We start from the raw sequence: 24,325 nt of genomic DNA, 5'->3' as shown, positions 1-24,325 counted from the left end.
CACATTTTGCCCATTTTACCGCTCTGCCCGGCGGGGTAAAATTAACCACAAAATTGAAAAGTTGAGGATAAAAAATGAGTAACATCCTGATTATTAATGGCGCAAAAAAGTTCGGCCACTCTAACGGCCAGCTGAACGACACCCTGACTGAAGTCGCGGAAACCTATCTGCGCGACCTCGGGCATGATGTTAAAGTGGTCCGCGCCGATAGCGACTACGACGTGAAAACCGAAGTGCAAAACTTCCTGTGGGCCGATTCCGTTATCTGGCAAATGCCGGGCTGGTGGATGGGCGCGCCGTGGACGGTGAAAAAGTACATTGATGACGTCTTTACCGAAGGTCACGGCGCGCTGTATGCCAGCGATGGCCGCACTCGATCTGACGCCAGTAAGAAATATGGTTCCGGCGGCCTGATTCAGGGGAAAAAATATATGCTGTCTCTGACCTGGAACGCGCCGATGGAAGCCTTCACCGAAAAAGATCAGTTCTTCCACGGCGTTGGCGTCGACGGCGTTTACTTGCCATTCCATAAGGCCAACCAGTTCCTTGGGATGAGCGCCCTACCTACCTTCATCGCCAACGATGTGATCAAAATGCCCGATGTTCCGCGTTATACGGCAGAATATCGCAAGCATCTGGCGGAAATTTTTGGTTAACTGTAGTGAGTTATGAAAAAACGACAAGCGCGGCTCATTTTAGCGGCGGCTTGAAGTATGATGAGAATATACAGAAGGAGTTGAGTTAACCATGTTGACAGTGATCGCTGAAATTCGTACTCGTCCAGGCCAACACCATCGCCAGGCGGTGCTTGATCAGTTCGCAAAAATAACCCCGACCGTTCTTCAGGAAGAAGGCTGCCATGGCTATGCGCCGCTGGTCGATCACGCCGCTGGCGTCAGTTTTCAGACCACTTCACCGGATTCCATCGTGATGGTCGAGCAGTGGGAAAGCGTCGCCCATCTTGAGGCGCACCTGCAGACTCCGCACATGAAAGCCTACGGCGAAGCCGTTAAAGGCGACGTGCTGGAAATGAACATTCGTATTCTCGAAGCGGGCATTTAAGCAAGCAAATAAATCGGCCGGTTTCCCGGCCGATTTTTTATTATCCGTCCAGCTCCGCCAGATCGCCCTTCTCCTGAAGCCAGTTACGCCGATCTTCAGAGCGCTTCTTCGCTAACAGCATATCCATCATGGCGGTTGTCTGCTGCTCGTCTTCATCGTTGATAATCAGCTGTACCAAACGGCGGGTATTCGGATCCAACGTGGTCTCGCGCAGCTGCATGGGGTTCATCTCGCCCAGCCCTTTGAAGCGCTGTACGTTCGGTTTGCCTTTCTTGCGCTTAAGCTGCTCCAGCACGCCGGTTTTCTCTTCTTCTGTGAGCGCGTAATACACCTCTTTGCCGAGGTCGATACGGTACAGGGGCGGCAGCGCCACGTAGACATGACCGTGTTTGACCAGAGTGCGGAAATGCCTGACGAACAGCGCGCACAGCAGCGTCGCGATGTGCAGACCATCGGAGTCGGCATCCGCCAGAATACAAATCTTGCCGTAGCGCAGCTGGCTTAGGTCGTCGCTATCCGGGTCGATACCAATGGCGACGGAAATATCATGCACTTCCTGGGAAGCCAGCACTTCATCGGAAGAAACTTCCCAGGTGTTCAGGATTTTACCTTTCAGCGGCATGATCGCCTGATATTCGCGATCGCGCGCCTGCTTGGCCGAGCCGCCCGCGGAATCCCCTTCCACAAGGAACAGTTCGGTGCGGTTCAAATCCTGGGCGGTGCAGTCCGCCAGCTTACCGGGGAGCGCCGGACCGCTGGTCAGCTTTTTACGCACCACTTTCTTCGCCGCGCGCAGACGACGCTGGGCGCTGGAAATCGCCATCTCCGCCAGCAGCTCTGCCGACTGGACGTTCTGGTTTAGCCACAGGCTGAAGGCGTCTTTGACCACGCCGGAAACAAACGCGGCGCACTGACGTGAAGAGAGGCGCTCTTTGGTTTGCCCGGCAAACTGAGGATCCTGCATCTTCACGGAGAGCACGTAGGCGCAGCGTTCCCAGATATCTTCCGCCGACAGCTTCACGCCGCGCGGCAGGATGTTCCGATATTCACAGAACTCGCGCATGGCGTCCAGTAGCCCCTGGCGCAGACCATTAACGTGGGTTCCGCCCTGCATCGTAGGAATCAGGTTGACGTAGCTTTCGGTCAGCAGCTCGCCGCCTTCCGGCAGCCACAGCAGCGCCCAGTCGACCGCTTCAGTATCACCGGAGAAGGTGCCGACGAACGGTTTTTCCGGCAGTAGAGGCAGGCCGTTAACCGCTTCGCTAAGATAGTCGGTCAGACCATCGGCATAGCACCAGCGCTGTTCGCTATCGTTGACCAGATCGCGGAAAACAATCTCTACGCCAGGGCAAAGAACGGCCTTGGCTTTTAATAAATGCGAGAGGCGTGAGACGGAAAAACGCGGGCTGTCAAAAAAGCTTTCATCCGGCCAAAAGTGCACGCTGGTACCGGTATTACGCTTACCGCAGGTACCGGTCACGTGGAGATCTTCTACTTTATCGCCGTTTTCAAAGGCGATGCTGTAGATCTGGCCGTCGCGGCGCACGTTCACCTCAACGCGTTTCGATAAGGCGTTGACCACCGATATCCCTACGCCATGCAGGCCGCCGGAGAACTGGTAGTTCTTATTGGAGAATTTCCCCCCCGCGTGCAGGCGGCAAAGAATCAGTTCAACTGCCGGAACCCCCTCTTCAGGGTGGATATCCACCGGCATTCCGCGGCCATCATCGATAACTTCCAGCGACTGATCGGCATGGAGAATGACCTCCACGCGTTTCGCGTGACCGGCCAGGGCCTCATCCACGCTGTTATCAATAACTTCCTGACCAAGATGATTTGGACGTGTGGTATCAGTGTACATTCCCGGACGGCGGCGAACCGGCTCAAGCCCGGTGAGTACCTCAATGGCATCAGCGTTATATGAAGATTGCGTCATGGTGTGTATTCGTAGGTCGTTCCGAACCGCTCAGCGCAGGCCCAGAAAATCGATAATCTGAGTGAAATGATCTTCAAAGCCAACAAATGCGTGATTACCGCCCTCCTCTACCGTCTGTCGGCAGGAGGCGAAATAATCAACGGCCTGGCGGTAATCAAGCACTTCATCGCCCGTTTGCTGCAATAACCAGATTAAATCCGGCGCTTCCAGCGGGTCAATTTGCATGACTTTGAGATCGTAAATATGGCGAGACTCTAGCACATATTGCTGCCCCGTGTATGGATTCTCATTAGGGCCAAGGAAATTGTTCAATAGCTCAAACGGGCGCACCGCAGGGTTCACGACCACCGCCGGTAGCATAAAGCACTGCGATAGCCAGGTCGCGTAATATCCCCCCAGCGACGACCCGACAACGCCCAGCGGTTCACCGCCATGCTCCAGCACCAGAGACTCCAGATGCTCAGCCGCTTGCGCAGGGTAAACCGGGAGCTCCGGTATCACCATTGAGATGTCAGGATAGGTCCGCGCCAGCCACTCTTTCAACGCAGTCGCTTTTGCCGAGCGCGGCGAGCTGTTAAAACCATGCAGATAGAGAAGCGTAGACATCAGTATCCTTCTGAAGCGATATCCGGGTGAAATTTCACGCCTTCAAGGCGGCAAACTTCAGTGGTCAATGTGCCGTCAGGATGCAGATCCAGCCAGCGCCAGCCCGGAGAGACGGTATCCAGCGTGAAGTTAGCGCAGTGCGGCTTAAACTGCACGCAGGTGGATGGCGTGGCCATCATGCGCCGACCGTTCCAGTCAAGATCCAGTTCCTGATGAATATGGCCGCACAGCAGATGCTTAACGCGAGGAAACGCGGCCAGCGCGCAATCAAGCGCCCCGGCATTGCGCAGGCTATGCTGATCCAGCCAGCTGCAGCCTGACGGCATAGGATGGTGGTGCAACAGCAGCAGCGTATACCGCTCCGGGACTTCCGCCAGCTTCTGCTCCAGCCATTCCAGCTGGAAATCGCTCAGCTCGCCGTGCGGCACGCCGAACACCTGGCTATCCATGAGCAGTATTTGCCAATGGTCGCCCAGCAATACGCGTTTAGCGGGGGAGATGCCTGATTCCTGCAGCGTGCTGTACATCGCCGGTTGAAAATCATGATTACCCGGCAGCCAGACGCAAGGTGCAGCAAAACTCGCGATGCCCTCAGCAAAATGCTGATAGGCCGCGGCAGAGTGATCTTGCGCCAGATCGCCTGTAGCAACAATCAGGTCGCATTCTCGCTGTGAGGCGCGGATAGCATCCAGTACGGCCTGATAGCTTTCCCAGGTATTGATGCCTAACAGCGTTTCGTGTTTTTCAGCAAACAGGTGAGTATCGGTAATTTGTAATATCCTGACTCTGGCCTCACCAGCCAAAGGTAGGTTTAACAGGCTTTCCAAATGGTGTCCTTAGGTTTCACGACGCTAACAAACCGGAATCGCCATCGCTCCATGTGCTAAACAGTATCGCAGCCAATCGGCCAAAAACTGATTAATTTGATGCTTTTCGTCGCGTTGATGCAACTTTTTATTAGGATAATCATACCGCGCTTTGAAGCGAAAGATCTGCTGGCTTGAACACACTTCAGCGACCATTGCATCGTGATAGAGCCGTACCGTCATTGACGGCAGACTCCAGTAGCTCACCGAGGGAGCCGTCTGCTCAATCGCTACTAACGTAGTGTAGCGGGTCGATTCGACGATGGTTAATCGGTATTGCGCGTTGCCCACCTGGTAACTCACCTTTTCTCCCGCTGCATCCGTTCGCGGCAACAGGCGGCGCAGCTGGGCAAAGTTGGTTTCACACAGGCGCATCATTTCAGGAAAGTCAGGCGTATAACGCTTCATTTTGTCCACTCGTTGCGTAAATTGTGATAATGCAGTTGCAGCCATTGCAGCGCGATGACAGAGGCTGCGTTGTCGATTTTCCCCTCTTCCACCCATTTGTAAGCCTGTTCCCGGCTCACCACATGGACGCGAATATCCTCATTTTCGTCGGCCAATCCATGAATCCCTTTCGCCGTCGTGGCATCGACTTCTCCCACCATAATAGACAGTCTTTCGCTGGTGCCGCCGGGGCTGGCCAGGTAGCTCAGGACCGGTTTAATCCGGCCAACATTAAGCCCGGCCTCTTCCACCGCTTCACGACGTGCGACATCTTCAGGAGATTCGCCTTCTTCTATCATACCGGCGACCATTTCAAGCAGCCACGGGCTCGCGCTAGTATCGTACGCCGCAATACGGATCTGCTCGACGAGCACAACTTCATCGCGCACCGGGTCAAAGGGTAGCAAGACTGCGGCGTGCCCGCGCTCAAAAATTTCACGCGTCACTTCATCACTCATGCCGCCGTTAAACAGGCGATGGCGAAAACGATATAAATCGAGCGAAAAAAAACCGCGATAAAGCGTTTCGCGTGCAATAATTTCTACATCGTTTTTAGAGAAGGTAATCCCCTGCTGATTGACGTCGCTCATTTCGATATCCTGTAGAACATGAAGTTATGAATTTATAGGCGGTGTGGCTACCGTTTTACGGCTCGTATGTTAGATTGGTGCAAATTACCGCCCCATGGCACATAACGCCAACTTTTTACGGTAACAGACTCTATACAATCAGTGATTATTTTTAGAATTTGAGTAGCGCTAAATGCTTCACAACAAGGAATGCAAATGAAGAAACTCTTTCCCATCCTTATCGGCCTGGGCCTGACTGGCTTCAGCGCCATGAGCCAGGCAGAAAACCTGCTGCAGGTTTATCAGCAGGCGCGTATCAGCAACCCTGATCTGCGTAAATCAGCAGCCGATCGTGATGCCGCATTCGAGAAGATCAACGAAGCGCGTAGCCCGTTACTGCCGCAGCTCGGTCTGGGTGCCGATTATACCTATACTAGCGGCTTCCGTGATGCTAAAGACCAGAATTCCGACGTCACCAGCGGATCGCTGCAGCTCACGCAGGTTCTGTTTGATATGTCGAAATGGCGTGCGCTGACGCTGCAGGAAAAGAACGCCGGCATTCAGGACGTCACCTATCAGACGGACCAGCAAACGCTGATTCTGAACACCGCGACGGCCTATTTTAAAGTGCTGGCCGCTATCGATACGCTCTCCTATACCGAAGCGCAGAAACAGGCTATTTACCGCCAGTTAGATCAGACCACCCAGCGCTTTAACGTTGGCCTGGTGGCGATTACTGACGTACAGAACGCCCGTTCACAGTACGATGCCGTGCTGGCAAACGAAGTCACCGCGCGCAACGACCTCGATAACGCGGTTGAAGAGCTGCGCCAGGTGACCGGCAACTACTATCCGGAGCTGGCCTCGCTGAATGTTGATGGGTTTAAAACCACGAAACCATCGGCGGTGAACGCGCTGCTGAAAGAAGCGGAAAACCGCAACCTGTCGCTGCTGCAGGCCCGACTCAGCCAGGACCTGGCGCGCGAGCAAATTCGCCAGGCGCAGGATGGGCATCTGCCGACCCTGAATTTAAACGCGACCAGTAGCGTATCTAATAACAGCTACAATGGTTCTAAAAACACCACGCAGGACAGAGATATCGGGCAGAACCAAATCGGCCTGAACTTCTCCCTGCCGCTGTATCAGGGCGGGATGGTGAACTCCCAGGTTAAACAGGCGCAGTACAACTTTGTCGGCGCCAGCGAGCAGTTGGAAAGCGCGCATCGTAGCGTGGTGCAGACCGTTCGTTCCTCTTTTAACAACGTGAACGCGTCCATCAGCAGCATCAATGCCTACAAACAGGCCGTGGTCTCTGCCCAAAGTTCACTGGATGCCATGGAAGCCGGTTATTCAGTGGGAACGCGTACCATCGTCGATGTCCTGGACGCGACCACCACGCTGTATAACGCAAAACAGCAGCTGTCCAACGCGCGTTATAACTACCTGATTAACGAGCTGAACATCAAGTCCGCGCTCGGTACGCTGAACGAGCAGGACCTGGTTGCGCTGAACAACACGCTGGGTAAAGCGATTCCGACCTCGCCGGACAGCGTCGCGCCGGAAAATCCGCAGCAGGATGCCAGCGCTGACGGCTACAGCAACACCGCCGCGGCAAAACCGGCGTCCGCACGCAGCACCAACGGCAGCAACCCGTTCCGCCAGTAATCACGCTTGCGCACTCCACGCTTCGCTTACCCCGCGGGTAAGCGAAGCGTTAAACGTAAGGCAACGTAAAGATCCCCCGCTTTCCGCCCCTATTCGCTTCATTTTCCACCACTCATCCTCTATCCTGAGCGTTAACAAAACGCATACCACTGGGTCCAGGAAGACAAACATGAAACGGACAAAAAATATTAAACACGCCTCCTTCCGCAAAAGCTGGAGCGCTCGTCATTTAACTCCCGTCGCGCTTGCCGTGACGGCGGTATTTATGCTCGCCGGTTGTGAACAAAGCGATGAAACGGTTTCTCTGTATCAAAACGCCGATGACTGCTCTGCCGCTAACCCGAGCAAATCCGCAGAGTGCACCACCGCTTACAATAACGCGCTTAAAGAAGCGGAACGTACCGCGCCGAAATACGCCTCCCGTGAAGATTGCGTCGCCGAATTCGGTGAAGGTCAGTGCCAGCAGGCGCCGGCTCAGGCTGGCATGGCTCCGGAAAACCAGGCACAGGCGCAAAGCAGCGGCAGCTTCTGGATGCCGCTGATGGCTGGCTACATGATGGGCCGGATGATGGGCGGCGGAATGGGCGCTCAGCAACCGCTGTTCAGCTCAAAAAATCCGGCCAGCCCGGCCTATGGTAAATACACCGACGCGGGTGGTAAGAGCTACGGCGCAGCGCAGCCTGGCCGTACTATGACCGTGCCGAAAACCGCGATGGCGCCGAAACCGGCCACCACCAGCACCGTGACGCGCGGCGGGTTTGGCGACTCGGTCGCTAAGCAATCAACAATGCAGCGTAGCTCAGCAAGCTCCTCTTCTTCACGCTCAATGGGCGGCTAAGCGACATGGAAAGAATCAGCATTACCGAGCGCCCGGACTGGCGCGAAAAGGCGACAGAATATGGCTTTAACTTTCACACTATGTACGGCGAGCCGTACTGGAGCGAAGAGGCCTATTACAAACTGACGCTGGCGCAGGTTGAGAAGCTTGAGGATGTTACCGCTGAACTGCATCAGATGTGTCTGCAGGCGGTAGAGAAAGTCATCGCCAGCGATGAGTTAATGGTCAAATTTCGCATCCCCAAACACACATGGGGCTTTGTACGTCAGTCGTGGAAAACCCATCAGCCTTCGCTGTATTCGCGTCTCGATCTCGCGTGGGACGGCGTAGGTGAGCCGAAGCTGCTGGAGAACAACGCCGATACGCCAACGTCTCTGTATGAAGCGGCATTCTTCCAGTGGATCTGGATGGAAGATCAGCTTAACGCCGGTCAACTTCCGGCGGGCAGCGATCAGTTCAACAGCCTGCAGGAGAAGCTGATCGAACGCTTCAGCGAGCTGCGCGAGCAGTTCGGCTTTCAGCTGCTGCATATGGCCTGCTGCCGCGATACCGTTGAAGACCGCGGTACCGTGCAATATTTGCAGGACTGCGCCGCAGAAGCGGGTGTGGCAACCGAATTCCTTTACATCGAAGATATCGGTCTTGGCGAAAAAGGTCAGTTTACCGACCTACAGGACCAGGTGATTGGTAATCTGTTCAAGCTCTATCCGTGGGAGTTCATGCTGCGTGAGGTCTTCTCTACCAAGCTGGAAGACGCTGGCGTGCGCTGGCTGGAGCCAGCGTGGAAGAGCATTATCTCCAACAAAGCGCTGCTGCCGCTGCTGTGGGATATGTTCCCCAACCATCCAAACCTACTGGCCGCTTATTTCAGCGAAGATGCGCATCCGGAGATGGACAAGTACGTTATCAAGCCCATCTTCTCACGCGAAGGCGCTAACGTCTCTATCGTGGAGAACGGTAAAGTGCTGGAGTCGGTAGAAGGGCCGTACGGCGAAGAAGGCACCATCGTCCAGGAGTTCTATCCCTTACCGAAGTTTGGCGACAGCTACACGTTGATTGGCAGCTGGCTAATTAACGATCAGCCTGCGGGGATTGGCATTCGCGAAGACCGGGCGCTGATCACTCAGGACCTGTCGCGCTTTTATCCGCACATTTTCGTCGAGTAACACTGAACCCCGGCTGCACCGCTTACTGCCGGGGTTTTGTTTTTTCTCAAGCGCCAATCACTACTGACAGCATACTCAACGACCCCATCTCTATTCCTTCAACCGGAATAGTTATCGGCTCCTCGCCGTCCCACGCCCCCAGTACGTACAACAGCGGTAGGAAGTGATCGGCCGTCGGGTTAGATAGCGATCCACCTTCATGCGCCAGGTAATTCACCAGCGGATGCTCAGCCACGGGGCCTTTCCAGTTCAGATTCGCTTTCACGTAGTCATTAAACGACTCAGCCCAGGGATATGGCGTATTCTCGCCGTGCCAGCGCGCGGTACGCAGGTTATGCACCACGTTGCCGCTTGCGACCAGCATAATCCCTTCATCGCGCAGCTGAGCCAGCTTACGCCCCATTTCGAAATGCCATGCGGCGGGTTTCGTGCTATCAATACTTAGTTGCACCATCGGAATATCGGCATCGGGATACATTTTAATCAACACGCCCCATGAACCGTGGTCAAAGCCCCAGGCTTCTTTATCCAGCGTCACCGGCACCGGCGCCAGCAGCTCAACCAGGCGTTGGGCCAGCTCAGGTGAACCCGGCGCCGGATAATGCGTATCGTAAAGCGCCTGTGGAAAACCGCCAAAATCATGGATCGTTTTCGGCGCCTCCATCGCGGTCACTCCCGTACCGCGTGTAAACCAGTGCGCGGAAATCACCACAATGGCTTTAGGCCGCGGCAGCGTCTCGCCCAGATGCCGCCAGGCGCGGGTATAGATGTTATCTTCCAGCACGTTCATCGGACTACCGTGGCCTAAAAAGAGCGCGGGCATGCGGGTACGGGACATAGTGATATCCTTTATTAAGAAAGTTGATGTATTTACATTACGCTCTTTCTATGGAGGATAAACTCAGATAAGCATGATGATGATCGTCAGAAAATTTGAATGTAAGAGTCGGTAAAGCGTGCATCAGCGCGTTTGCGATCGTTAATGAAGAGAAATACTCTTCATAAGAATCATTTTCATAAGGAGATGCAGGATGTCATCCCCCATAATTTTGACCCTGCTGGCAGGGAGCGCCACCTTTATTGGGGCAATTTTCGGCGTTATTGGGCAGAAACCCTCGAACCGCTTATTGGGGTTCTCTCTGGGTTTCGCCGCCGGGATCATGCTGTTGATTTCGTTGATGGAAATGCTGCCTGCCGCGCTGGCTACCGAAGGTATGTCGCCGCTGCTCGGCTACGGCATGTTTATTATCGGTCTTCTGGGCTATTTTGCGCTTGATCGCATACTGCCTCACGCCCACCCCCAGGATCTGATGTCTCCCGGTATTTCCCGCCCGCGCAATCTGCGCCGTACGGCGATATTGCTGACGTTAGGCATCAGCCTGCATAACTTCCCCGAGGGCATAGCGACCTTCGTGACGGCCAGCAATAACCTCGAACTGGGGATGGGGGTCGCGTTAGCCGTTGCGCTACATAACATCCCGGAAGGGTTGGCGGTAGCCGGACCGGTTTATGCCGCCACGGGTTCCAGAAGTAAAGCGGTATTCTGGGCGGGTCTTTCCGGCATGGCGGAAATCCTTGGCGGCGTGCTGGCCTGGCTGGTTCTGGGCAGCGTGATATCCCCGGTAATGATAGGCGCGGTCATGGCCGCGGTGGCCGGTATCATGATTGCGCTGTCAGTCGATGAGCTTATGCCGCTGGCGAAAGAACTCGATCCGCAAAGCAACCCGAGCTATGGCGTGCTGTGCGGGATGTCGGTGATGGGATTAAGCCTGGTGGTTTTGCAAACGGTGGGAATCGGCTAAAAGACAAAAACAACAAAGCCCACTTGAGGTGGGCTTTGTTAAGCGAATAAGCCGAAATCAGCTGGCTTTACGCTCGTGTTCGCGACGGTAAGCCGCGAGATCTTCGATAGTGACCACAGCCATATTGTGTTGCTGAGCAAACTCGATGCACTGAGGCGCCCGAGCCATAGAACCGTCGTCGTTGGTCAGTTCGCACAGTACGCCAGCCGGTTTGAAACCCGCCAGGGTCACCAGATCGATAGTCGCTTCGGTATGGCCGCCGCGGGTCAGGACGCCGCCCGGCTGCGCGCGCAGCGGGAAAACGTGGCCAGGACGGTTCAGGTCGGACGGCTTGGCGCCATCGGCAATTGCCGCGCGCACGGTGGTCACACGGTCAGCGGCGGAAACGCCAGTGGTCACGCCTTCAGCGGCTTCGATGGTCACGGTAAAACCAGTACCGTAGGCGCTGGTATTGTTCTCAACCATCATTGGCAGGTCGAGCTGTTTACGGCGATCTTCCGTCAGGCACAGGCAAACAATACCGCTGCCGTGACGAATAGTCAGGGCCATTTGCTCAACGGTCATGGTTTCAGCGGCGAAAATCATATCGCCTTCATTTTCACGATCTTCATCGTCAAGTACCATCACACCGCGGCCTTCGCGCAATGCATCTAAAGCGTGTTCCACACGTTCAAAAGCGGTACCAAAAGAGGAAAGTAGCGTCTGATTCATGGTAAAAAAAACCTCATTAATTGTATGGTTACCAGAATCAGGGCAGTCTTAGGAGCGCCGGTTTAGCGGCAAAAGTCAACGCAAGCGGGCAGAAACCCGACTGAGCCGTTACTCTCTCCCATCCGGACTCTAACCGTCGGCCCCGGAATTACACCGGATCTGCTGACCTTTCTGCATTCACAGAAAGCGCTCGCGGGCTTTCAACGCTATGGTTGATTTACCGCCGGTGGGGAATTTCGCCCCGCCCTGAGAATAAGCAAAGTCACTATAACGCTATTGACTATCGTCGGCAATGCATAAGCTTCAAACATTTATGGTTTATAGGCACCGACGATCGCACTACAATGAGCGCATAACCGACCAGAGCAGGATACCACCATGATTGACCCGAAAAAAATTGAACAAATCGCCCGTCAGGTTCATGAATCGATGCCAAAAGGGCTCCGCGATCTGGGGGAAGACGTGGAGAAAAAAATTCGTCAGGTGCTCCAGTCGCAGTTAACTCGCCTGGACCTGGTAAGCCGCGAAGAGTTCGACGTGCAGACGCAGGTGCTGCTGCGCACGCGTGAAAAGCTGGCGCTGCTGGAGCAGCGTCTTAACGATCTGGAAAGTCGTTCGTTGAGCGCGCCGGCGACACCAGACGCTGAAGAGAAGCAGTAAAAACAAGCAACGGGCCGCAAGGCCCGTTGTTATATCGGTAAGGTGGAAAGTTGATTAGTGCTCCAGCTCCGCTTCTGGCGTCATAGCGTTGTTCGCCTGCCGGCAGTAAAGCTCATAGCGTTGACAAAACCATTCACGATGCGCTTCATCCATATTGCCAACAATGGCCTGAAGATCGACGGGCTGACCTTGTGCGTTCATTCTGGCGAAACTCTGAGCCAGGAAATCAAAATTCTTCATTAAATACATATCGTTATTCTTCATACGCATACTCCTTCAGCCGTTGGTGTTCTGATTGGTCATATGCTTTTTACTTACTTCAGTATTTATCCTTACCTTAACGTTTTTTGTACGAAAAATGCGCCCAACATGGTGATTTATTGAGCCAAATCATTTATGCCGTCATTAAATATAAAGAGGCCCGCAATTAGGCGATCGCGGGCCTCTTTTGTTCTGTGTTGCAGCGTTATCGCCGGTTACGCCTCGGTTAGCGCGATAATCCCGGATATACCGCCGCTACAGTGCGGAGAGAACACATTACTGTTTGTTATCTTTCTGGATCTTCTTAATGATATTGGTCGTCGAGCAACCGTCTTCGAAGTTGAGCACCAGCACCTCGCCGCCGTTTGCCCACACCTCTTCACTACCGGCAATCTGTTCCGGCTTATAGTCGCCGCCTTTCACCAGCAGATCCGGCAGAATGCCTGCAATCAGCCGCTGCGGAGTGTCCTCTTCAAAAGAGACCACCCAGTCGACGGCTTCCAGCGCGCCCAGCACGATCATTCGCTGATCCAGCGGATTGACCGGACGAGACTCGCCTTTCAGACGCTTCGTTGATGCGTCGCTGTTCACCGCCACAATCAGCCGATCGCCCAGCTTGCGAGCGTTCGCCAGGTAGGAAACGTGGCCCGCGTGTAAAATGTCGAACACGCCGTTGGTCATCACCACTTTCTCGCCACGCTTGCGCGCCGCGGCGACCGCCAGCTTCAGCTCTTCTTCACCCATCACGCCAAAACCGGTCTCTGAGCGCCCGCGTACCGCGTTCTCCAGTTCGATAGGTGAAACGGTTGAGGTACCAAGTTTACCCACCACGACGCCCGCCGCCGCGTTGGCAAAATAGCAGGCCTCTTCCAGCGTGTTGCCGGAAGCCAGCGTTGCCGCCAGCACGCCGATGACCGTGTCGCCCGCGCCGGTAACATCATAAACTTCCTGCGCCTGAGTAGGCATATGCAGCGGCGGCCGCCCAGGCTGCAGTAGCGTCATCCCTTGCTCGGAACGGGTCACCAGCAGCGCGGAGAGGTCAAAATCGGCGATGATTTTCATCCCGCGTTCAACGATCTCTTCTTCATCCTTACATTTACCCGCTACCGCCTCAAACTCTGAGAGGTTAGGCGTCAGCAGGGTGGCGCCGCGATAGCGTTCAAAATCAGTGCCTTTCGGATCAATGAGCACCGGGACACCCGCGTCGCGAGCCAGCTTAATCATGGTCTGAACGCTGGTCAGCGCGCCTTTGGCGTAATCAGACAGCACCAGCGCGCCAATGGAACCCAGCGCCTGCTGAATCCGCTCGTGCATCGGCTGCGGGTCGACGCCGGAGAAACCCTCTTCAAAATCAAGACGAATCAGCTGCTGGTTACGCGACAGTACGCGCAGTTTGGTAATCGTCGGGTGCGTCGGGACAGAAACAAAATCGCACTTCACGTTAACGTCGGCCAGCGCCTTACTCAACGCGCGGGCGGCATCGTCAATCCCGGTCAGGCCAACGAGGCGAGAGGTCGCGCCGAGGGACGCAATGTTCATCGCCACGTTTGCCGCGCCGCCAGGACGTTCTTCGATATTTTCCACCTTCACCACCGGCACCGGCGCTTCCGGCGAAATGCGGCTGGTGGGACCATACCAGTAGCGGTCCAGCATCACATCGCCAACCACCAACACTCCTGCACGTTCAAACTCTGGCAGCGTTACTTTCATTCCTCTCTCCTGCGAGACGCAAACTTTGCGCGCGATAATAGCACACCCGTTTTTTTAGTTAAGCCATCAACCACTTCTGCCAGCTGGCGCTGACCTGTTCGCGCTCCTGGCTAAACGCCTCTGGCGCCACGTTCCCCGGCTGCTCCTGCAGCGCCAGGTGATGTAGCGCATCGCGCAGCGTGGTGTAAGCGTGAGTTAACGCCCTCGCCTCTGCCTCGTCCATAATGTCATTCTGCGCCAGCAGTTCCAGAATACGGACGTTATCGGACCAGCGCGTGAGCTTCGGTTTATCACTGGCATAGCGTAGGACCAGATACTGGGTAATAAATTCAATATCGGTGATTCCCCCGGCATCGGCTTTAATATCAAAGCGATCGTGATGCTTATTCCCCAGATGAGCGCGCATTTTTTCACGCATTTCCCGCACTTCTGTTTGCAGTTTTTCGCCTTCTCGCGGAGCGGTGAGAATATCCCGACGAATGGCGTCAAAGCGCGTCTGTAGCTCAGGATCGCCGTACACTACGCGGGCGCGAACCAGCGCCTGGTGCTCCCAGGTCCATGCCTCGTTTTGCTGATAATCGGCAAAGGAATCGGCGGTAGTCACCAGCATGCCCGCCGCGCCAGAAGGACGTAAGCGAGCGTCCACTTCGTACAAAATGCCCGACGAAGTGCGAGTGCTGAAAAGATGCATGATGCGCTGGGCCAGGCGCAGATAAAACTGACGACCGTCGATTTCGCGCTCGCCGTCGGTCATCACCTCCATCGGACAATCGTGGAGGAACACCAGGTCGAGATCGGAACTGTAGCCCAGCTCCCAGCCTCCGAGTTTACCGTAGCCGATCACCGCAAAACCGCGCCCCTGGCGATCGTGCAGGTGCGTCGGCTGCCCATAGCGGGCCACCATCTGCAGCCAGGCTTGCTGAACCACCGCGTCAATCATCGCCTCCGCCAGCCAGGTCAAGTGATCGCTCACTTTCATCACCGGCAGGGTTCCGGCGATATCGGCCGCGGCGATATGCAGCAGCTGCGCCTGCTTAAACTGGCGCAGCGCCTCCAGCTGCTGCTCTTCATCCTCTTCCGGTACGCGCAGCAGATACTGCCGAAGCTCGTCGCGATAGGCATCGGTGGCCGTCGGTTGATAAAGCGTATTCGGGTCCAGTAGCTCGTCCAGCAGCAGCGGATGGCGAGCCAGCTGGCTGGCGACCATCGGCGACGCCGCGCACAGGCTAATCAGGTGCTTTAACGCGCCGGGGAATTCGCTCAGTAGTTCCAGATAGGTTGTGCGGGTGACAATCCCGGTGAGCAGCGGCGTAATGCGCGCCAGCGGCACCGGGGCATCGGTGCGCGAACAAATTTCGCTGAGCAGGTGCGGCATGAGCTGGTCGAGCACCTGGCGGCCGCGCGGACCAATCGTGCGCCGGTCCAGCTCTTTACGAAAATCGGCGATCAGCGCCAGCACGCTGCGGCGATCGCTGTCGGCAAGATGCGCCAGCGCCGGGCTGGTATCATCCTCCTGCAGCGCGTCCTGCCACAGTTCGCGCCAGTACTCTTCAAGCTGTTCATCCGGCGACTGGGTTTCATCATCGCCGATCAATTCATTAAACACGCGCCGCACGTTGGCCATCTGCTCCGCCAGCCGCGCGCTGAGCGTATCCCAGTCGGCAGCCCCCATCCCCCAGGCCAGCCGGGCGCGATTAAGTTCATCCTGGGGCAGGGTTTGCGTCTGCTCGTCGTTGATGCTTTGCAGCAGGTTTTCCAGGCGTCGCAAAAACAGATAGGCTTCGCGCAGGCTCCGCGCATCGCCTTCCGGCAGCAGGTGCAGCTCTTCGATAGCGGCCAGCGTCGGCAGCAGGGCCCGCTGTTGCAGCATCGGCTCGCGACCGCCGCGAATCAGTTGGAAGACCTGGACGATAAACTCCACTTCGCGGATACCGCCCGCGCCAAGCTTGATATTATCCTTCAGACCCCGGCGGCGCACTTCACGGGCGATCATTCCCTTCATGTTGCGCAGTGACTGAATCACGCTGAAATCAATATAGCGGCGGAAGACAAACGGCCGCAGCATGGCGCGCAGCTCGCTGGCGTAAACGCCATCGTTATCGCCCATGATTCGCGCTTTTACCATCGCGTAGCGCTCCCAGTCGCGCCCCTGCTCCTGGTAATAATCTTCCAGCGCGGCAAAGCTCAGCACCAGTGGGCCGCTGTCGCCAAACGGGCGCAATCGCATATCCACGCGGTAGACAAAGCCATCCTGGGTGGGCTGATCCAGCACCTTAATCAGGCGCTGTCCGAGACGGGTAAAAAACTGCGCGTTATCCAGCTCACGACGGCCGCCGCGGGTGGAGCCGTGCTCCGGCCAGGCGAAAATCAGATCGATGTCGGAGGAGAAGTTCAGCTCGCCGCCGCCGAGCTTGCCCATGCCGAGGATCAGCAGCGGCTGCGCTGAACCTTCAGCATTACACGGCGTCCCCCATTCACGACAGCAGGCGGCGTAAAGCCAGTCGCGCGCGGCGACGATTAAGGTCTCCGCCAGCGCGCTTAGCTGCTGCAAACTGCTCTCTTCGCTGACCAGCGATAGCGCCTGGGCCCAGGCGATGCGCACCATAATCCAGCGGCGAAACTGGCGCAGCTCGCGCATCAGCGCGGCCTCATCATTGACCTCGGCCAGGCGAACCTGCAGCCACTCGGCGTAGTGGTGCCACTCCAGCGCCTCGGGAGGCGAACTTTCAAGTTCCGCCAGCCACTGCGGCTGCGCGATCAGACTCTGCTCGACAAAATCGCTGAAGGCCATAACCGATTGCGCCCGTTCGCTCAACGTCGATACGGGAAAATCCGCTGGCAGTCGGTCTACAACCGTCTGCCAGTGCTGCTGTAACTGCGAAGAAAGCGGCATCTTAGGGGCTCCCTGGCCTGAAATTATCGTTTTCCACTATGCAGCCAGAACGGCTCCGCTGCCAGCGCCTGGCGACGAAAATATTCGATAACGCTACTGTCGTTATGCGCAATCGCCCGGCGGGTCTCTTGCCAGTTTTCCAGCCACGGCCCGGCGACGTCGAGATAGGCTCCGGATAACAGCTGAACGGTGTCAATTTCGCGGGTCAGGCGCGGAAGCTGATCGACATAACCGTCAGCGGACGGCTGGCGAAAGGTGTTTTTCAGCTCCGCCGCAGCTCTGGAGAGCTGAATATCCGCGAAGCGTTTAAACGATCCGGCAATTTTCTGCTCCCCGGCAGCGTTCAGGAAAGGACGCCAGCCGCGGTTTACTAGCAGATCGGTGAGCGTCAGCTTGGCTCTGACGGTCGCCACGCTGAAAAGCGCCGCCTGGGCCGTTTCGGCCTCGGTCAGCGCCGTTTCGGCTTCATTCAGACGCTCACGCAGCAGCGTGGTGGCCTTGCGCGGGACAATACCGCCAAATAGCACCAGCGCGTGCCGCACGCGGGCAATAGCGTGCAAAATCTCCGCTTTCGCTTTCGCATTGCCGCGATTGAGGAGTTCATCATGATACAGCCAGTGCGCGAGCGCGCTTTCCAGCGCCGCTTCCAGCGCCTGTTCGACGCTGGCCTTCGGCGCGACGCGAAGGATCGTTAACGCGGTCAGCGGACGTTCTTCATTGCCCTGCGCCAGATGATAACCACGCGCCGCCTTGCTCAGGCTACCCTGGCGCAGTACGCCGGTATCCAGCAGGCGACGGGCAAGGGTCAGAATGTCCTGCGTTTTACCGGACAGCAGTTCCAGCTCCAGTTCACAAATCGGTTCCTGATGCTCGCCGGCTGTCACTTCGCCGCGGTCGAGCGCGATTTCAATTTCGCTGTCGCCTTCCTTGACCACCCATCTTTCACGCGCAAAATCGGTGTTGAAAAGCGGCTGTACGTTCTGTGCGAGCTCCGCCGGCAGTTCCCCCTGCGGCCAGACCTCAGCCGGCAGTTTCTCCAGCGCCAGCTCCGGCGTGTCCAGCGGAATGTTGTATTCCGGACGCTGATGCAGGCCGCCGACGACGCGCCCGGCAATTTTCAGCGTCATTTCATAGCGCCCCTGGTCACCGCGAATGCGTAGCCCCATGTCGTGACGGCGCAGCCAGTTATCCGCCGTTTCATAGTAAATATTCAGCAATTGACCCGCGGGCGTATGCTTTGCCTCCAGCGTACTGAGGTGCTGACGCAGCGCGTCAACGCCATCCTGAGCGACGATAAACTTTAATTCGATTTCTTGAGCCATGACTGAATTCTTCCGCTTATATGCTGTGCCGGGAAATTGCGGCGAACTAACAACGATATTTCTTGTCAGTAAATAGTATTTTGCGGCGAATCGCCATGCAATGCGCATTTTGCCGGGCCACCTCCTGGATGATTCCGATTGTGGCGGAAAACTTTGCGTCGCTTCGGCGATGCCACTACTATCGTTCAACTTTTTATGACCAAACGATGACCTGATGCCTAAATTACGCCTTATTACATTGACTTTGCTGGCGCTGAGCGCCGCCACGGCGGTTCACGCGGAAGAAAAACGTTACGTTTCAGATGAACTGAATACCTGGGTGCGCAGCGGTCCAGGCGATAACTATCGTCTCGTGGGCACCATCAACGCCGGGGAAGAAGTCGCGGTGCTGCAAACCAACGACAGCACTAACTATGCTCAGGTACGCGACGGCAGCGGCCGTACAGCCTGGATCCCCCTGAAAGAGCTGAGCAACGAGCCCAGCCTGCGCACCCGCGTGCCGGATCTGGAAAACCAGGTCAAAACCCTGACCGACAAACTCAACAACATCGACACCACCTGGAACCAGCGCACGGCGGACATGCAGAAGAAAGTCGCCGGTAGCGACGCCGTGATTAACGGCCTGAAAGAAGAGAACCAAAAGCTGAAAAATGAGCTGGTTGTCGCGCAGAAAAAGGTAAACGCCGCGAATCTACAGCTTGATGACAAACAGCGCACCATTATCATGCAGTGGTTTATGTACGGCGGCGGCGTGCTGGGCGTCGGCCTGATCCTCGGACTGGTGTTGCCGCACCTGGTACCGAGCCGCAAACGCAAAGACCGTTGGATGAACTAATTCGTCTTCTCTGCCAGACTTACGTATCATCGTAAGAAAATGAAGACGGGAGAGTAAGGCGTGAAGGTTTATCTGGTCGGTGGTGCAGTACGAGATGCGTTATTAAGGCTACCGGTTAAAGACAAAGATTGGGTCGTAGTTGGCGCCACGCCTCAGCAACTTCTCGACGCGGGCTACCAGCAGGTAGGCCGTGATTTTCCCGTGTTCCTTCATCCGCAAAGCCGCGAAGAGTATGCCCTGGCGCGTACCGAGCGCAAGTCAGGTTCTGGTTACACCGGCTTTACCTGCTATGCCGCAGCCGACGTTACCCTTGAACAAGACCTGTTGCGCCGCGATCTGACGATCAATGCGCTGGCCCAGGACGCCGACGGCCAGATTATCGATCCCTACGGCGGCCAGGCTGACTTACGCCAGCGCCTGTTGCGCCACGTCTCGCCCGCCTTTAGCGAGGATCCGCTACGCGTCCTGCGCGTGGCGCGTTTTGCCGCCCGCTACGCGCATCTGGGGTTCCGCATCGCCGATGAAACCATGGCGCTGATGCGCGCCATGGCCGATGCCGGCGAGCTGGCGCACCTCACGCCTGAGCGGGTGTGGAAAGAGACGGAAAGCGCCCTTTCCACCCGCAATCCGCAGGTCTTCTTCCAGACATTACGCGACTGCCGCGCGCTCAAGGTGCTGTTCCCGGAAGTCGACGCGCTTTATGGCGTACCGGCCCCGGCTAAATGGCACCCGGAAATCGACACTGGCCTGCACACGCTGATGACCGTCACCATGGCGGCAATGCTCTCGCCCGAAGTGGATGTCCGTTTTGCCACCCTATGCCACGACCTGGGGAAAGGGCTGACGCCGAAAGCGCTCTGGCCGCGCCATCATGGTCACGGCCCGGCGGGGGTTAAGCTGGTCGAGCAGCTCTGCACCCGCCTGCGAGTACCAAACGACATTCGCGACCTGGCGAAGCTGGTCGCCGAATTTCACGATCTGATTCATACGCTGCCGATCCTGCAGCCGAAGACGCTGGTCAAGCTGTTCGATAATATTGACGCCTGGCGCAAGCCGCATCGTGTCAGACAAATCGCGTTAACCAGCGAGGCCGACGTGCGCGGGCGCACCGGCTTTGAAGCCTGCGATTATCCGCAGGGACGCCTGCTGCTGGAAGCCTGGGATGTTGCCCGGTCGGTCTCAACAAAAGAGGTGGTTGCCGAAGGTTTTCAGGGCGTTGAGATTCGTGAAGAGCTGACGCGTCGGCGAATTCAGGCCGTCGCCCGCTGGAAAGAAAAGCGTTGCCCTCAGCCGCGGGACTGAGGGCGGGCGCTTAGAAGAAGACCACGTAGACCGCTGCCGCGACAATAAAGCGGTAGATGGCGAACGGGATAAACGAAATACGTTTAATCAGCTGCAGGAAGGTTTTAATCGCAATCAGCGCAACGATAAACGCCGTGACAAAACCGACGGCAAACATCGGAATATCGCTGGCGTTCAGGAACCCGATGCTCTTGTACATATCCAGTACGGTTGCCCCCATCATCATCGGCACCGCCAGCAGGAACGAGAACTCAGAGGCCGCATAGCGGCTTACGCCCATCAGCATCCCGCCGGAAATCGTCGCTCCGGAACGCGAGAAGCCCGGCCATAGCGCCAGACACTGGAAGCAGCCGATGACGAACGCCTGACGATAGGTCATATCATCAATGCCCACCGCGCGCGGCTGTTTTGGCTTCAGCACTTCCGCCGCGATCAGCAGCACGCCGCCCACAATCAGCGCATACATCACGTTAATCGGGTTAAACAGCGACTTGATGGTATCGTGGAAAATCAGCCCCAGCACCACCGCCGGGATCATCCCCAAAAGAATATGGATAAGCGACAGGCGACCGCTGCCCTGGCCTTCATGTTCAGGCTTTTTGCCAAAATGAATGCCGATTAAGCCAAACAGACGGCGCCAGAACATCACCACAACGGCCAGAATGGAGCCAAGCTGAATCACTACTTCAAAAGTATTTGCGGTATCGCCTTCAAAACCCAGCAGATGACCGACAATAATCATATGACCAGTACTGGAGACAGGTAAAAATTCTGTCAAACCCTCAACCACACCCAATATTGCCGCTATCAGCAGCGAGTGTATATCGCTCATCCAATTAAACCCTTTAAAAAGTAAAATGAAAAAAACCAGGAACGAAGAACCGAGCTATCAGGCGTGCTTATTTGGCCGCAGACAGCGCGCAGAAAAATGAGCGTACAGGTTGTACGCAAGGATTTCGAGCGCTGTTCTGGAACAAAACGGCAAATAGCATAGCCTGATGGTCGGATTCTATGACCGGTATAAACACACTTTGTTTAACGAGTATGACCTGAAAAGTTTTGTTTCAGATTAAGGCCACGTTCAATAATGACGCCAACGTTGGCCGCTCGCGCTACCGCGCCGGGCTTGCTGACTTTAATACGTACCCATGGTGATTGAAACTTTTCCAGCAGCAGGTCGGCTATCTCTTCCGCCACGCGCTCCACCAGCGCAAAGCGCGCTCCCTCAACGTGGTTGATCACCAGCTCACTGATATCAGCATAGCTGAGGCAATCGTTGACATCATCACTGGCCGCCGCTTTACGGTTATCCCACGCCATTTCGATATCGAACACCAGCTTCTGTTCGATGGTTTGTTCCCAGTCGTAAACACCAATCGTGGTGATTACCGAAAGTTGCTCTATAAATACAATATCCATCACGACCCGCCTGCTTTTTGACTAAACCGGATACCACTTCTGGCCAATTATGCGTATTATCCACAGATGCAAAGACATCCCCTAAATAATTTGCGTTGCAGTAAGACCGCGACGCGGCAAGGCTCCAGGCGCATGGCATTGCGATGCGTCCGGGCTGGCCAGCGCGCCGACGGCGCTGGGGATAAACCAACTCTTTCTAAATGGAACAGCTGATGAGTGCAATCGCGCCTGGACTGGTTATCCTCGCCTACCTCTGCGGCTCAATCTCCAGCGCCATTCTCGTTTGCCGCCTCGCTGGCCTTCCCGACCCCCGCGACAGCGGCTCCGGCAATCCAGGGGCGACAAACGTCCTGCGAATTGGTGGCAAAGGCGCAGCCGTAGCGGTGCTTATTTTTGACGTACTGAAAGGCATGCTGCCGGTCTGGGGCGCGTGGGCGTTAGGCCTGACGCCGTTCTGGCTCGGCCTGGTGGCGATCGCCGCCTGCGTGGGCCATATCTGGCCGGTATTTTTTAACTTTCGCGGCGGCAAAGGCGTGGCGACCGCCTTCGGCGCCATTGCTCCTATCGGCTGGGATCTTACCGGCGTGATGGCCGGAACCTGGCTGCTGACGATTCTACTTAGCGGCTACTCCTCTCTTGGGGCCATCGTGAGCGCGCTGATTGCGCCGTTCTATGTCTGGTGGTTCAAACCGCAGTACACTTTCCCCGTTTCGATGCTGTCTTGCCTGATCCTGCTGCGCCATCATGACAACATTCAGCGTTTGTGGCGTCGTCAGGAAACCCGCATCTGGTCTCGTTTCAAAAAGAAGAAAAAAGCGCCGGAGCAGAAATAGCCTTTGCTTCGCCACAACTCGCGGCAAGGCGGCAAGTGAGTGAGTACCGATGAACTTACTCCAGTCAGTGATTCGGGCGAGCGACAAATCTGCCGGGAGCAGATTTGAACGTCGCTTACGACGGCCCGCCAGGGCGAGGCCCATGGATGGGCCGAGTAGCCCGTTGCCAACGCGGCCATGGCCCGAAGTATGACGGGCATAAGCTTTTCATATGACCGGGATGGTTAGCCCCCGATCAATACTCTTCGCTGCTGTTTTATCTTGATTTTGCAGGGGCGCGACATTGCACGGCACCGTGTTACCACAGAATAAAAAAGGCTGGCAGGCCTCGCTGGACCTCCAGTTTCAATTTCTCGGCGGGAAAACCACGCTCGCCTCCCGTCGTCATGTCGGTCCCCTCACCGTTCAGCGCCCGTTTTACCCCGAAGAAGAGACCTGCCACCTCTATCTGCTTCATCCGCCCGGCGGCATCGTCGGCGGCGATGAGCTCACCATTAGCGCGACCATTGATCCCGATTGCCATACGCTGATAACTATGCCCGGCGCCAGCAAGTTTTATCGCAGCAGCGGCGCGCAGGCGCGGCTTCAGCAAACCCTGACGCTGGCTGAAAACTCGACGCTCGAGTGGCTGCCGCAGGACGCGATCTTCTTTCCCGGCGCCAACGCCTCGTTGCATACCGCATTTCATCTCGCCGCCTCCAGCACGCTGCTGGCCTGGGACCTGCTGTGTCTTGGCCGGCCGGTCATCGGCGAAGCCTTTAGCCACGGCGCGCTTGCCAATCGCCTGGAGGTGTGGGTCGACGGCTCTCCGCTGCTGATTGAGCGCCTTAGCCTGGCCGATGGACAGCTGGCCTGCGTCGCGCAGCAGCCGTGGGTGGGAACGATGCTGTTCTACCCGGCGAACGAAACGCTGCTGGAAGGCGTACGCGAAAAACTTACGCCGCTGGCAAACTACGCCGGCGCGACGCTCACCGACGGCCTGCTGACGGTACGCTTTCTAAGTGACGATAATCTGCGTTGCCAGCGGGCGATGCGCGATATCTGGCAATTTATGCGCCCGCACCTGACCGGCAAATCTCCGGTACTTCCCCGAATCTGGCTGACTTAAGAGAACGCTATGGAACTGACACCCCGAGAAAAAGACAAGCTGTTGCTGTTCACCGCCGCGCTGGTGGCGGAGCGTCGCCTGGCCCGCGGCCTGAAGCTCAACTATCCCGAATCCGTGGCCCTGATTAGCGCCTTTATTATGGAAGGTGCGCGCGACGGCAAAAGCGTCGCCGAGCTGATGGAAGAGGGGCGCCACGTCCTGAGCCGCGATCAGGTCATGGAAGGCGTGCCGGAAATGATCCCCGATATCCAGGTCGAAGCCACCTTCCCGGACGGCTCGAAGCTGGTTACCATCCATAACCCGATAATCTGAGG

General features: G+C 56.4%; 26 protein-coding genes, 1 pseudogene and 1 riboswitch. Of the genes and pseudogenes, 13 read left to right on the top strand and 14 right to left on the bottom strand.

Annotated features, from left to right (window positions below):
- Nucleotides 1–74: 74 nt before the first annotated feature.
- The gene (locus tag K7H21_RS03615; RefSeq protein ID WP_004125278.1) at nt 75–656 is read left to right on the top strand and encodes an NAD(P)H-dependent oxidoreductase; all 582 of its coding nucleotides are present in this window, start codon (nt 75–77) and stop codon (nt 654–656) included.
- Nucleotides 657–747: 91 nt separating this feature from the next.
- The gene (locus K7H21_RS03610) at nt 748–1,062 is read left to right on the top strand and encodes a putative quinol monooxygenase (protein ID WP_004125281.1); all 315 of its coding nucleotides are present in this window, start codon (nt 748–750) and stop codon (nt 1,060–1,062) included.
- Between the two features lie 40 nt (nt 1,063–1,102).
- Here K7H21_RS03610 and parE read toward each other — a convergent pair whose 3' ends face one another.
- The 5 genes from parE to nudF are packed head-to-tail and all read right to left on the bottom strand — an operon-like array spanning nt 1,103 to nt 5,507.
- The gene (parE, locus tag K7H21_RS03605) at nt 1,103–2,998 is read right to left on the bottom strand and encodes a DNA topoisomerase IV subunit B (RefSeq protein ID WP_004125286.1); all 1,896 of its coding nucleotides are present in this window, start codon (nt 2,996–2,998) and stop codon (nt 1,103–1,105) included.
- 30 nt (nt 2,999–3,028) lie between these two features.
- Nucleotides 3,029–3,604 carry an esterase YqiA gene (gene yqiA, locus K7H21_RS03600; protein ID WP_004125289.1) on the bottom strand — a complete coding sequence of 192 codons (576 nt, stop codon included), beginning with the start codon at nt 3,602–3,604 and terminating at the stop codon, nt 3,029–3,031.
- The gene (cpdA, locus tag K7H21_RS03595) at nt 3,604–4,431 is read right to left on the bottom strand and encodes a 3',5'-cyclic-AMP phosphodiesterase (RefSeq protein WP_004125292.1); all 828 of its coding nucleotides are present in this window, start codon (nt 4,429–4,431) and stop codon (nt 3,604–3,606) included. Before cpdA ends, yqiA begins: the two co-directional genes overlap by 1 nt.
- A 24-nt stretch (nt 4,432–4,455) precedes the next feature.
- A complete protein-coding gene (locus tag K7H21_RS03590) occupies nt 4,456–4,878 on the bottom strand; it encodes a DUF1249 family protein (protein WP_004125296.1) in 423 nt (140 codons plus the stop codon).
- Nucleotides 4,875–5,507: an ADP-ribose diphosphatase gene (gene nudF, locus K7H21_RS03585; RefSeq protein ID WP_004125299.1), complete on the bottom strand. Its 633-nt coding sequence runs from the start codon at nt 5,505–5,507 to the stop codon at nt 4,875–4,877. The genes K7H21_RS03590 and nudF overlap by 4 nt, the downstream gene beginning before the upstream one ends.
- Nucleotides 5,508–5,702: 195 nt before the next feature.
- On the opposite strand from nudF, the gene tolC reads away from it, so the two are divergent.
- The 3 genes from tolC to K7H21_RS03570 all read left to right on the top strand — a co-directional run bounded on the left by tolC (nt 5,703) and on the right by K7H21_RS03570 (nt 9,155).
- The gene (gene tolC, locus K7H21_RS03580) at nt 5,703–7,151 is read left to right on the top strand and encodes an outer membrane channel protein TolC (RefSeq protein ID WP_004125302.1); all 1,449 of its coding nucleotides are present in this window, start codon (nt 5,703–5,705) and stop codon (nt 7,149–7,151) included.
- A 169-nt stretch (nt 7,152–7,320) separates the two neighbouring features.
- Nucleotides 7,321–7,989 (top strand): DUF1190 family protein, encoded by a 669-nt coding sequence (locus K7H21_RS03575; protein ID WP_004125303.1) that lies wholly within the window; start codon nt 7,321–7,323, stop codon nt 7,987–7,989.
- A gap of 5 nt (nt 7,990–7,994) precedes the next feature.
- Nucleotides 7,995–9,155 carry a glutathionylspermidine synthase family protein gene (locus K7H21_RS03570; RefSeq protein WP_004125306.1) on the top strand — a complete coding sequence of 387 codons (1,161 nt, stop codon included), beginning with the start codon at nt 7,995–7,997 and terminating at the stop codon, nt 9,153–9,155.
- Between the two features lie 46 nt (nt 9,156–9,201).
- Here the strand turns inward: K7H21_RS03570 and ygiD are convergent, their stop codons facing one another.
- A complete protein-coding gene (gene ygiD, locus K7H21_RS03565; protein ID WP_004125309.1) occupies nt 9,202–9,993 on the bottom strand; it encodes a 4,5-DOPA-extradiol-dioxygenase in 792 nt (263 codons plus the stop codon).
- A 193-nt stretch (nt 9,994–10,186) separates the two neighbouring features.
- On the opposite strand from ygiD, the gene zupT reads away from it, so the two are divergent.
- Nucleotides 10,187–10,957, top strand: a complete 771-nt coding sequence (gene zupT, locus K7H21_RS03560; protein ID WP_049112688.1) for a zinc transporter ZupT — start codon at nt 10,187–10,189, stop codon at nt 10,955–10,957.
- A gap of 57 nt (nt 10,958–11,014) precedes the next feature.
- On the opposite strand, the gene ribB is transcribed toward zupT, so the two are convergent.
- Nucleotides 11,015–11,668, bottom strand: coding sequence for a 3,4-dihydroxy-2-butanone-4-phosphate synthase (gene ribB, locus K7H21_RS03555; protein ID WP_004125315.1), 654 nt, complete (start codon nt 11,666–11,668; stop codon nt 11,015–11,017).
- A 106-nt stretch (nt 11,669–11,774) separates the two neighbouring features.
- Nucleotides 11,775–11,926, bottom strand: a riboswitch (FMN riboswitch).
- A 120-nt stretch (nt 11,927–12,046) separates the two neighbouring features.
- Between ribB and ubiK the strand changes: the two genes are divergently transcribed.
- The gene (ubiK, locus tag K7H21_RS03550; protein WP_049089054.1) at nt 12,047–12,328 is read left to right on the top strand and encodes a ubiquinone biosynthesis accessory factor UbiK; all 282 of its coding nucleotides are present in this window, start codon (nt 12,047–12,049) and stop codon (nt 12,326–12,328) included.
- Nucleotides 12,329–12,382: 54 nt separating this feature from the next.
- Here the strand turns inward: ubiK and glgS are convergent, their stop codons facing one another.
- Nucleotides 12,383–12,592 (bottom strand): cell surface composition regulator GlgS, encoded by a 210-nt coding sequence (gene glgS / locus K7H21_RS03545; protein ID WP_004125321.1) that lies wholly within the window; start codon nt 12,590–12,592, stop codon nt 12,383–12,385.
- Between glgS and K7H21_RS29250 the strand changes: the two genes are divergently transcribed.
- The gene (locus tag K7H21_RS29250) at nt 12,584–12,712 is read left to right on the top strand and encodes a hypothetical protein (protein WP_305955102.1); all 129 of its coding nucleotides are present in this window, start codon (nt 12,584–12,586) and stop codon (nt 12,710–12,712) included. The genes glgS and K7H21_RS29250 overlap by 9 nt on opposite strands.
- A gap of 153 nt (nt 12,713–12,865) precedes the next feature.
- On the opposite strand, the gene hldE is transcribed toward K7H21_RS29250, so the two are convergent.
- From hldE to K7H21_RS03530, 3 genes are read right to left on the bottom strand one after another with little or no spacing between them, the layout of a single operon-like run.
- The gene (gene hldE / locus K7H21_RS03540) at nt 12,866–14,299 is read right to left on the bottom strand and encodes a bifunctional D-glycero-beta-D-manno-heptose-7-phosphate kinase/D-glycero-beta-D-manno-heptose 1-phosphate adenylyltransferase HldE (protein ID WP_004125323.1); all 1,434 of its coding nucleotides are present in this window, start codon (nt 14,297–14,299) and stop codon (nt 12,866–12,868) included.
- 58 nt (nt 14,300–14,357) lie between these two features.
- The gene (gene glnE, locus K7H21_RS03535) at nt 14,358–17,192 is read right to left on the bottom strand and encodes a bifunctional [glutamate--ammonia ligase]-adenylyl-L-tyrosine phosphorylase/[glutamate--ammonia-ligase] adenylyltransferase (protein WP_223035580.1); all 2,835 of its coding nucleotides are present in this window, start codon (nt 17,190–17,192) and stop codon (nt 14,358–14,360) included.
- Between the two features lie 23 nt (nt 17,193–17,215).
- On the bottom strand, nt 17,216–18,514 hold the full coding sequence (locus K7H21_RS03530; RefSeq protein WP_196565303.1) for a CYTH domain-containing protein: 1,299 nt from the start codon (nt 18,512–18,514) through the stop codon (nt 17,216–17,218).
- 214 nt (nt 18,515–18,728) lie between these two features.
- Between K7H21_RS03530 and K7H21_RS03525 the strand changes: the two genes are divergently transcribed.
- Together K7H21_RS03525 and K7H21_RS03520 are read left to right on the top strand one after the other, a co-directional pair.
- Nucleotides 18,729–19,349, top strand: a complete 621-nt coding sequence (locus K7H21_RS03525; protein ID WP_004125329.1) for a TIGR04211 family SH3 domain-containing protein — start codon at nt 18,729–18,731, stop codon at nt 19,347–19,349.
- Nucleotides 19,350–19,409: 60 nt separating this feature from the next.
- Nucleotides 19,410–20,651, top strand: coding sequence for a multifunctional CCA addition/repair protein (locus K7H21_RS03520; RefSeq protein ID WP_004125331.1), 1,242 nt, complete (start codon nt 19,410–19,412; stop codon nt 20,649–20,651).
- 10 nt (nt 20,652–20,661) lie between these two features.
- Here K7H21_RS03520 and bacA read toward each other — a convergent pair whose 3' ends face one another.
- Both bacA and folB read right to left on the bottom strand, forming a co-directional pair.
- On the bottom strand, nt 20,662–21,483 hold the full coding sequence (gene bacA / locus K7H21_RS03515) for an undecaprenyl-diphosphate phosphatase (protein WP_004125333.1): 822 nt from the start codon (nt 21,481–21,483) through the stop codon (nt 20,662–20,664).
- A 203-nt stretch (nt 21,484–21,686) separates the two neighbouring features.
- Nucleotides 21,687–22,070 carry a bifunctional dihydroneopterin aldolase/7,8-dihydroneopterin epimerase gene (folB, locus tag K7H21_RS03510; protein ID WP_004125349.1) on the bottom strand — a complete coding sequence of 128 codons (384 nt, stop codon included), beginning with the start codon at nt 22,068–22,070 and terminating at the stop codon, nt 21,687–21,689.
- Between the two features lie 212 nt (nt 22,071–22,282).
- Between folB and plsY the strand changes: the two genes are divergently transcribed.
- The gene (gene plsY / locus K7H21_RS03505; protein ID WP_004125351.1) at nt 22,283–22,903 is read left to right on the top strand and encodes a glycerol-3-phosphate 1-O-acyltransferase PlsY; all 621 of its coding nucleotides are present in this window, start codon (nt 22,283–22,285) and stop codon (nt 22,901–22,903) included.
- A gap of 210 nt (nt 22,904–23,113) precedes the next feature.
- Here the strand turns inward: plsY and K7H21_RS28880 are convergent.
- A pseudogene (locus tag K7H21_RS28880) lies at nt 23,114–23,197 on the bottom strand (short-chain dehydrogenase); the annotation flags it as partial.
- Between K7H21_RS28880 and K7H21_RS03500 the strand changes: the two are divergent.
- Nucleotides 23,187–24,011, top strand: coding sequence for an urease accessory protein UreD (locus tag K7H21_RS03500; protein ID WP_004125353.1), 825 nt, complete (start codon nt 23,187–23,189; stop codon nt 24,009–24,011). The pseudogene K7H21_RS28880 and the gene K7H21_RS03500 sit on opposite strands and share 11 nt — an antisense overlap.
- Nucleotides 24,012–24,020: 9 nt before the next feature.
- Entirely contained in the window at nt 24,021–24,323 is a 303-nt protein-coding gene (locus K7H21_RS03495; RefSeq protein WP_223035579.1) for an urease subunit gamma, read from the top strand.
- Nucleotides 24,324–24,325 lie beyond the last annotated feature (2 nt).

It is taken from the genome of Klebsiella sp. CTHL.F3a, assembly GCF_019890895.1.
GTDB classification, from domain to species: Bacteria; Pseudomonadota; Gammaproteobacteria; order Enterobacterales; family Enterobacteriaceae; genus Klebsiella; species Klebsiella grimontii.
Note: the sequence above shows the minus strand (reverse complement) of the source record. Positions and strands in the feature narration are given on the sequence as shown.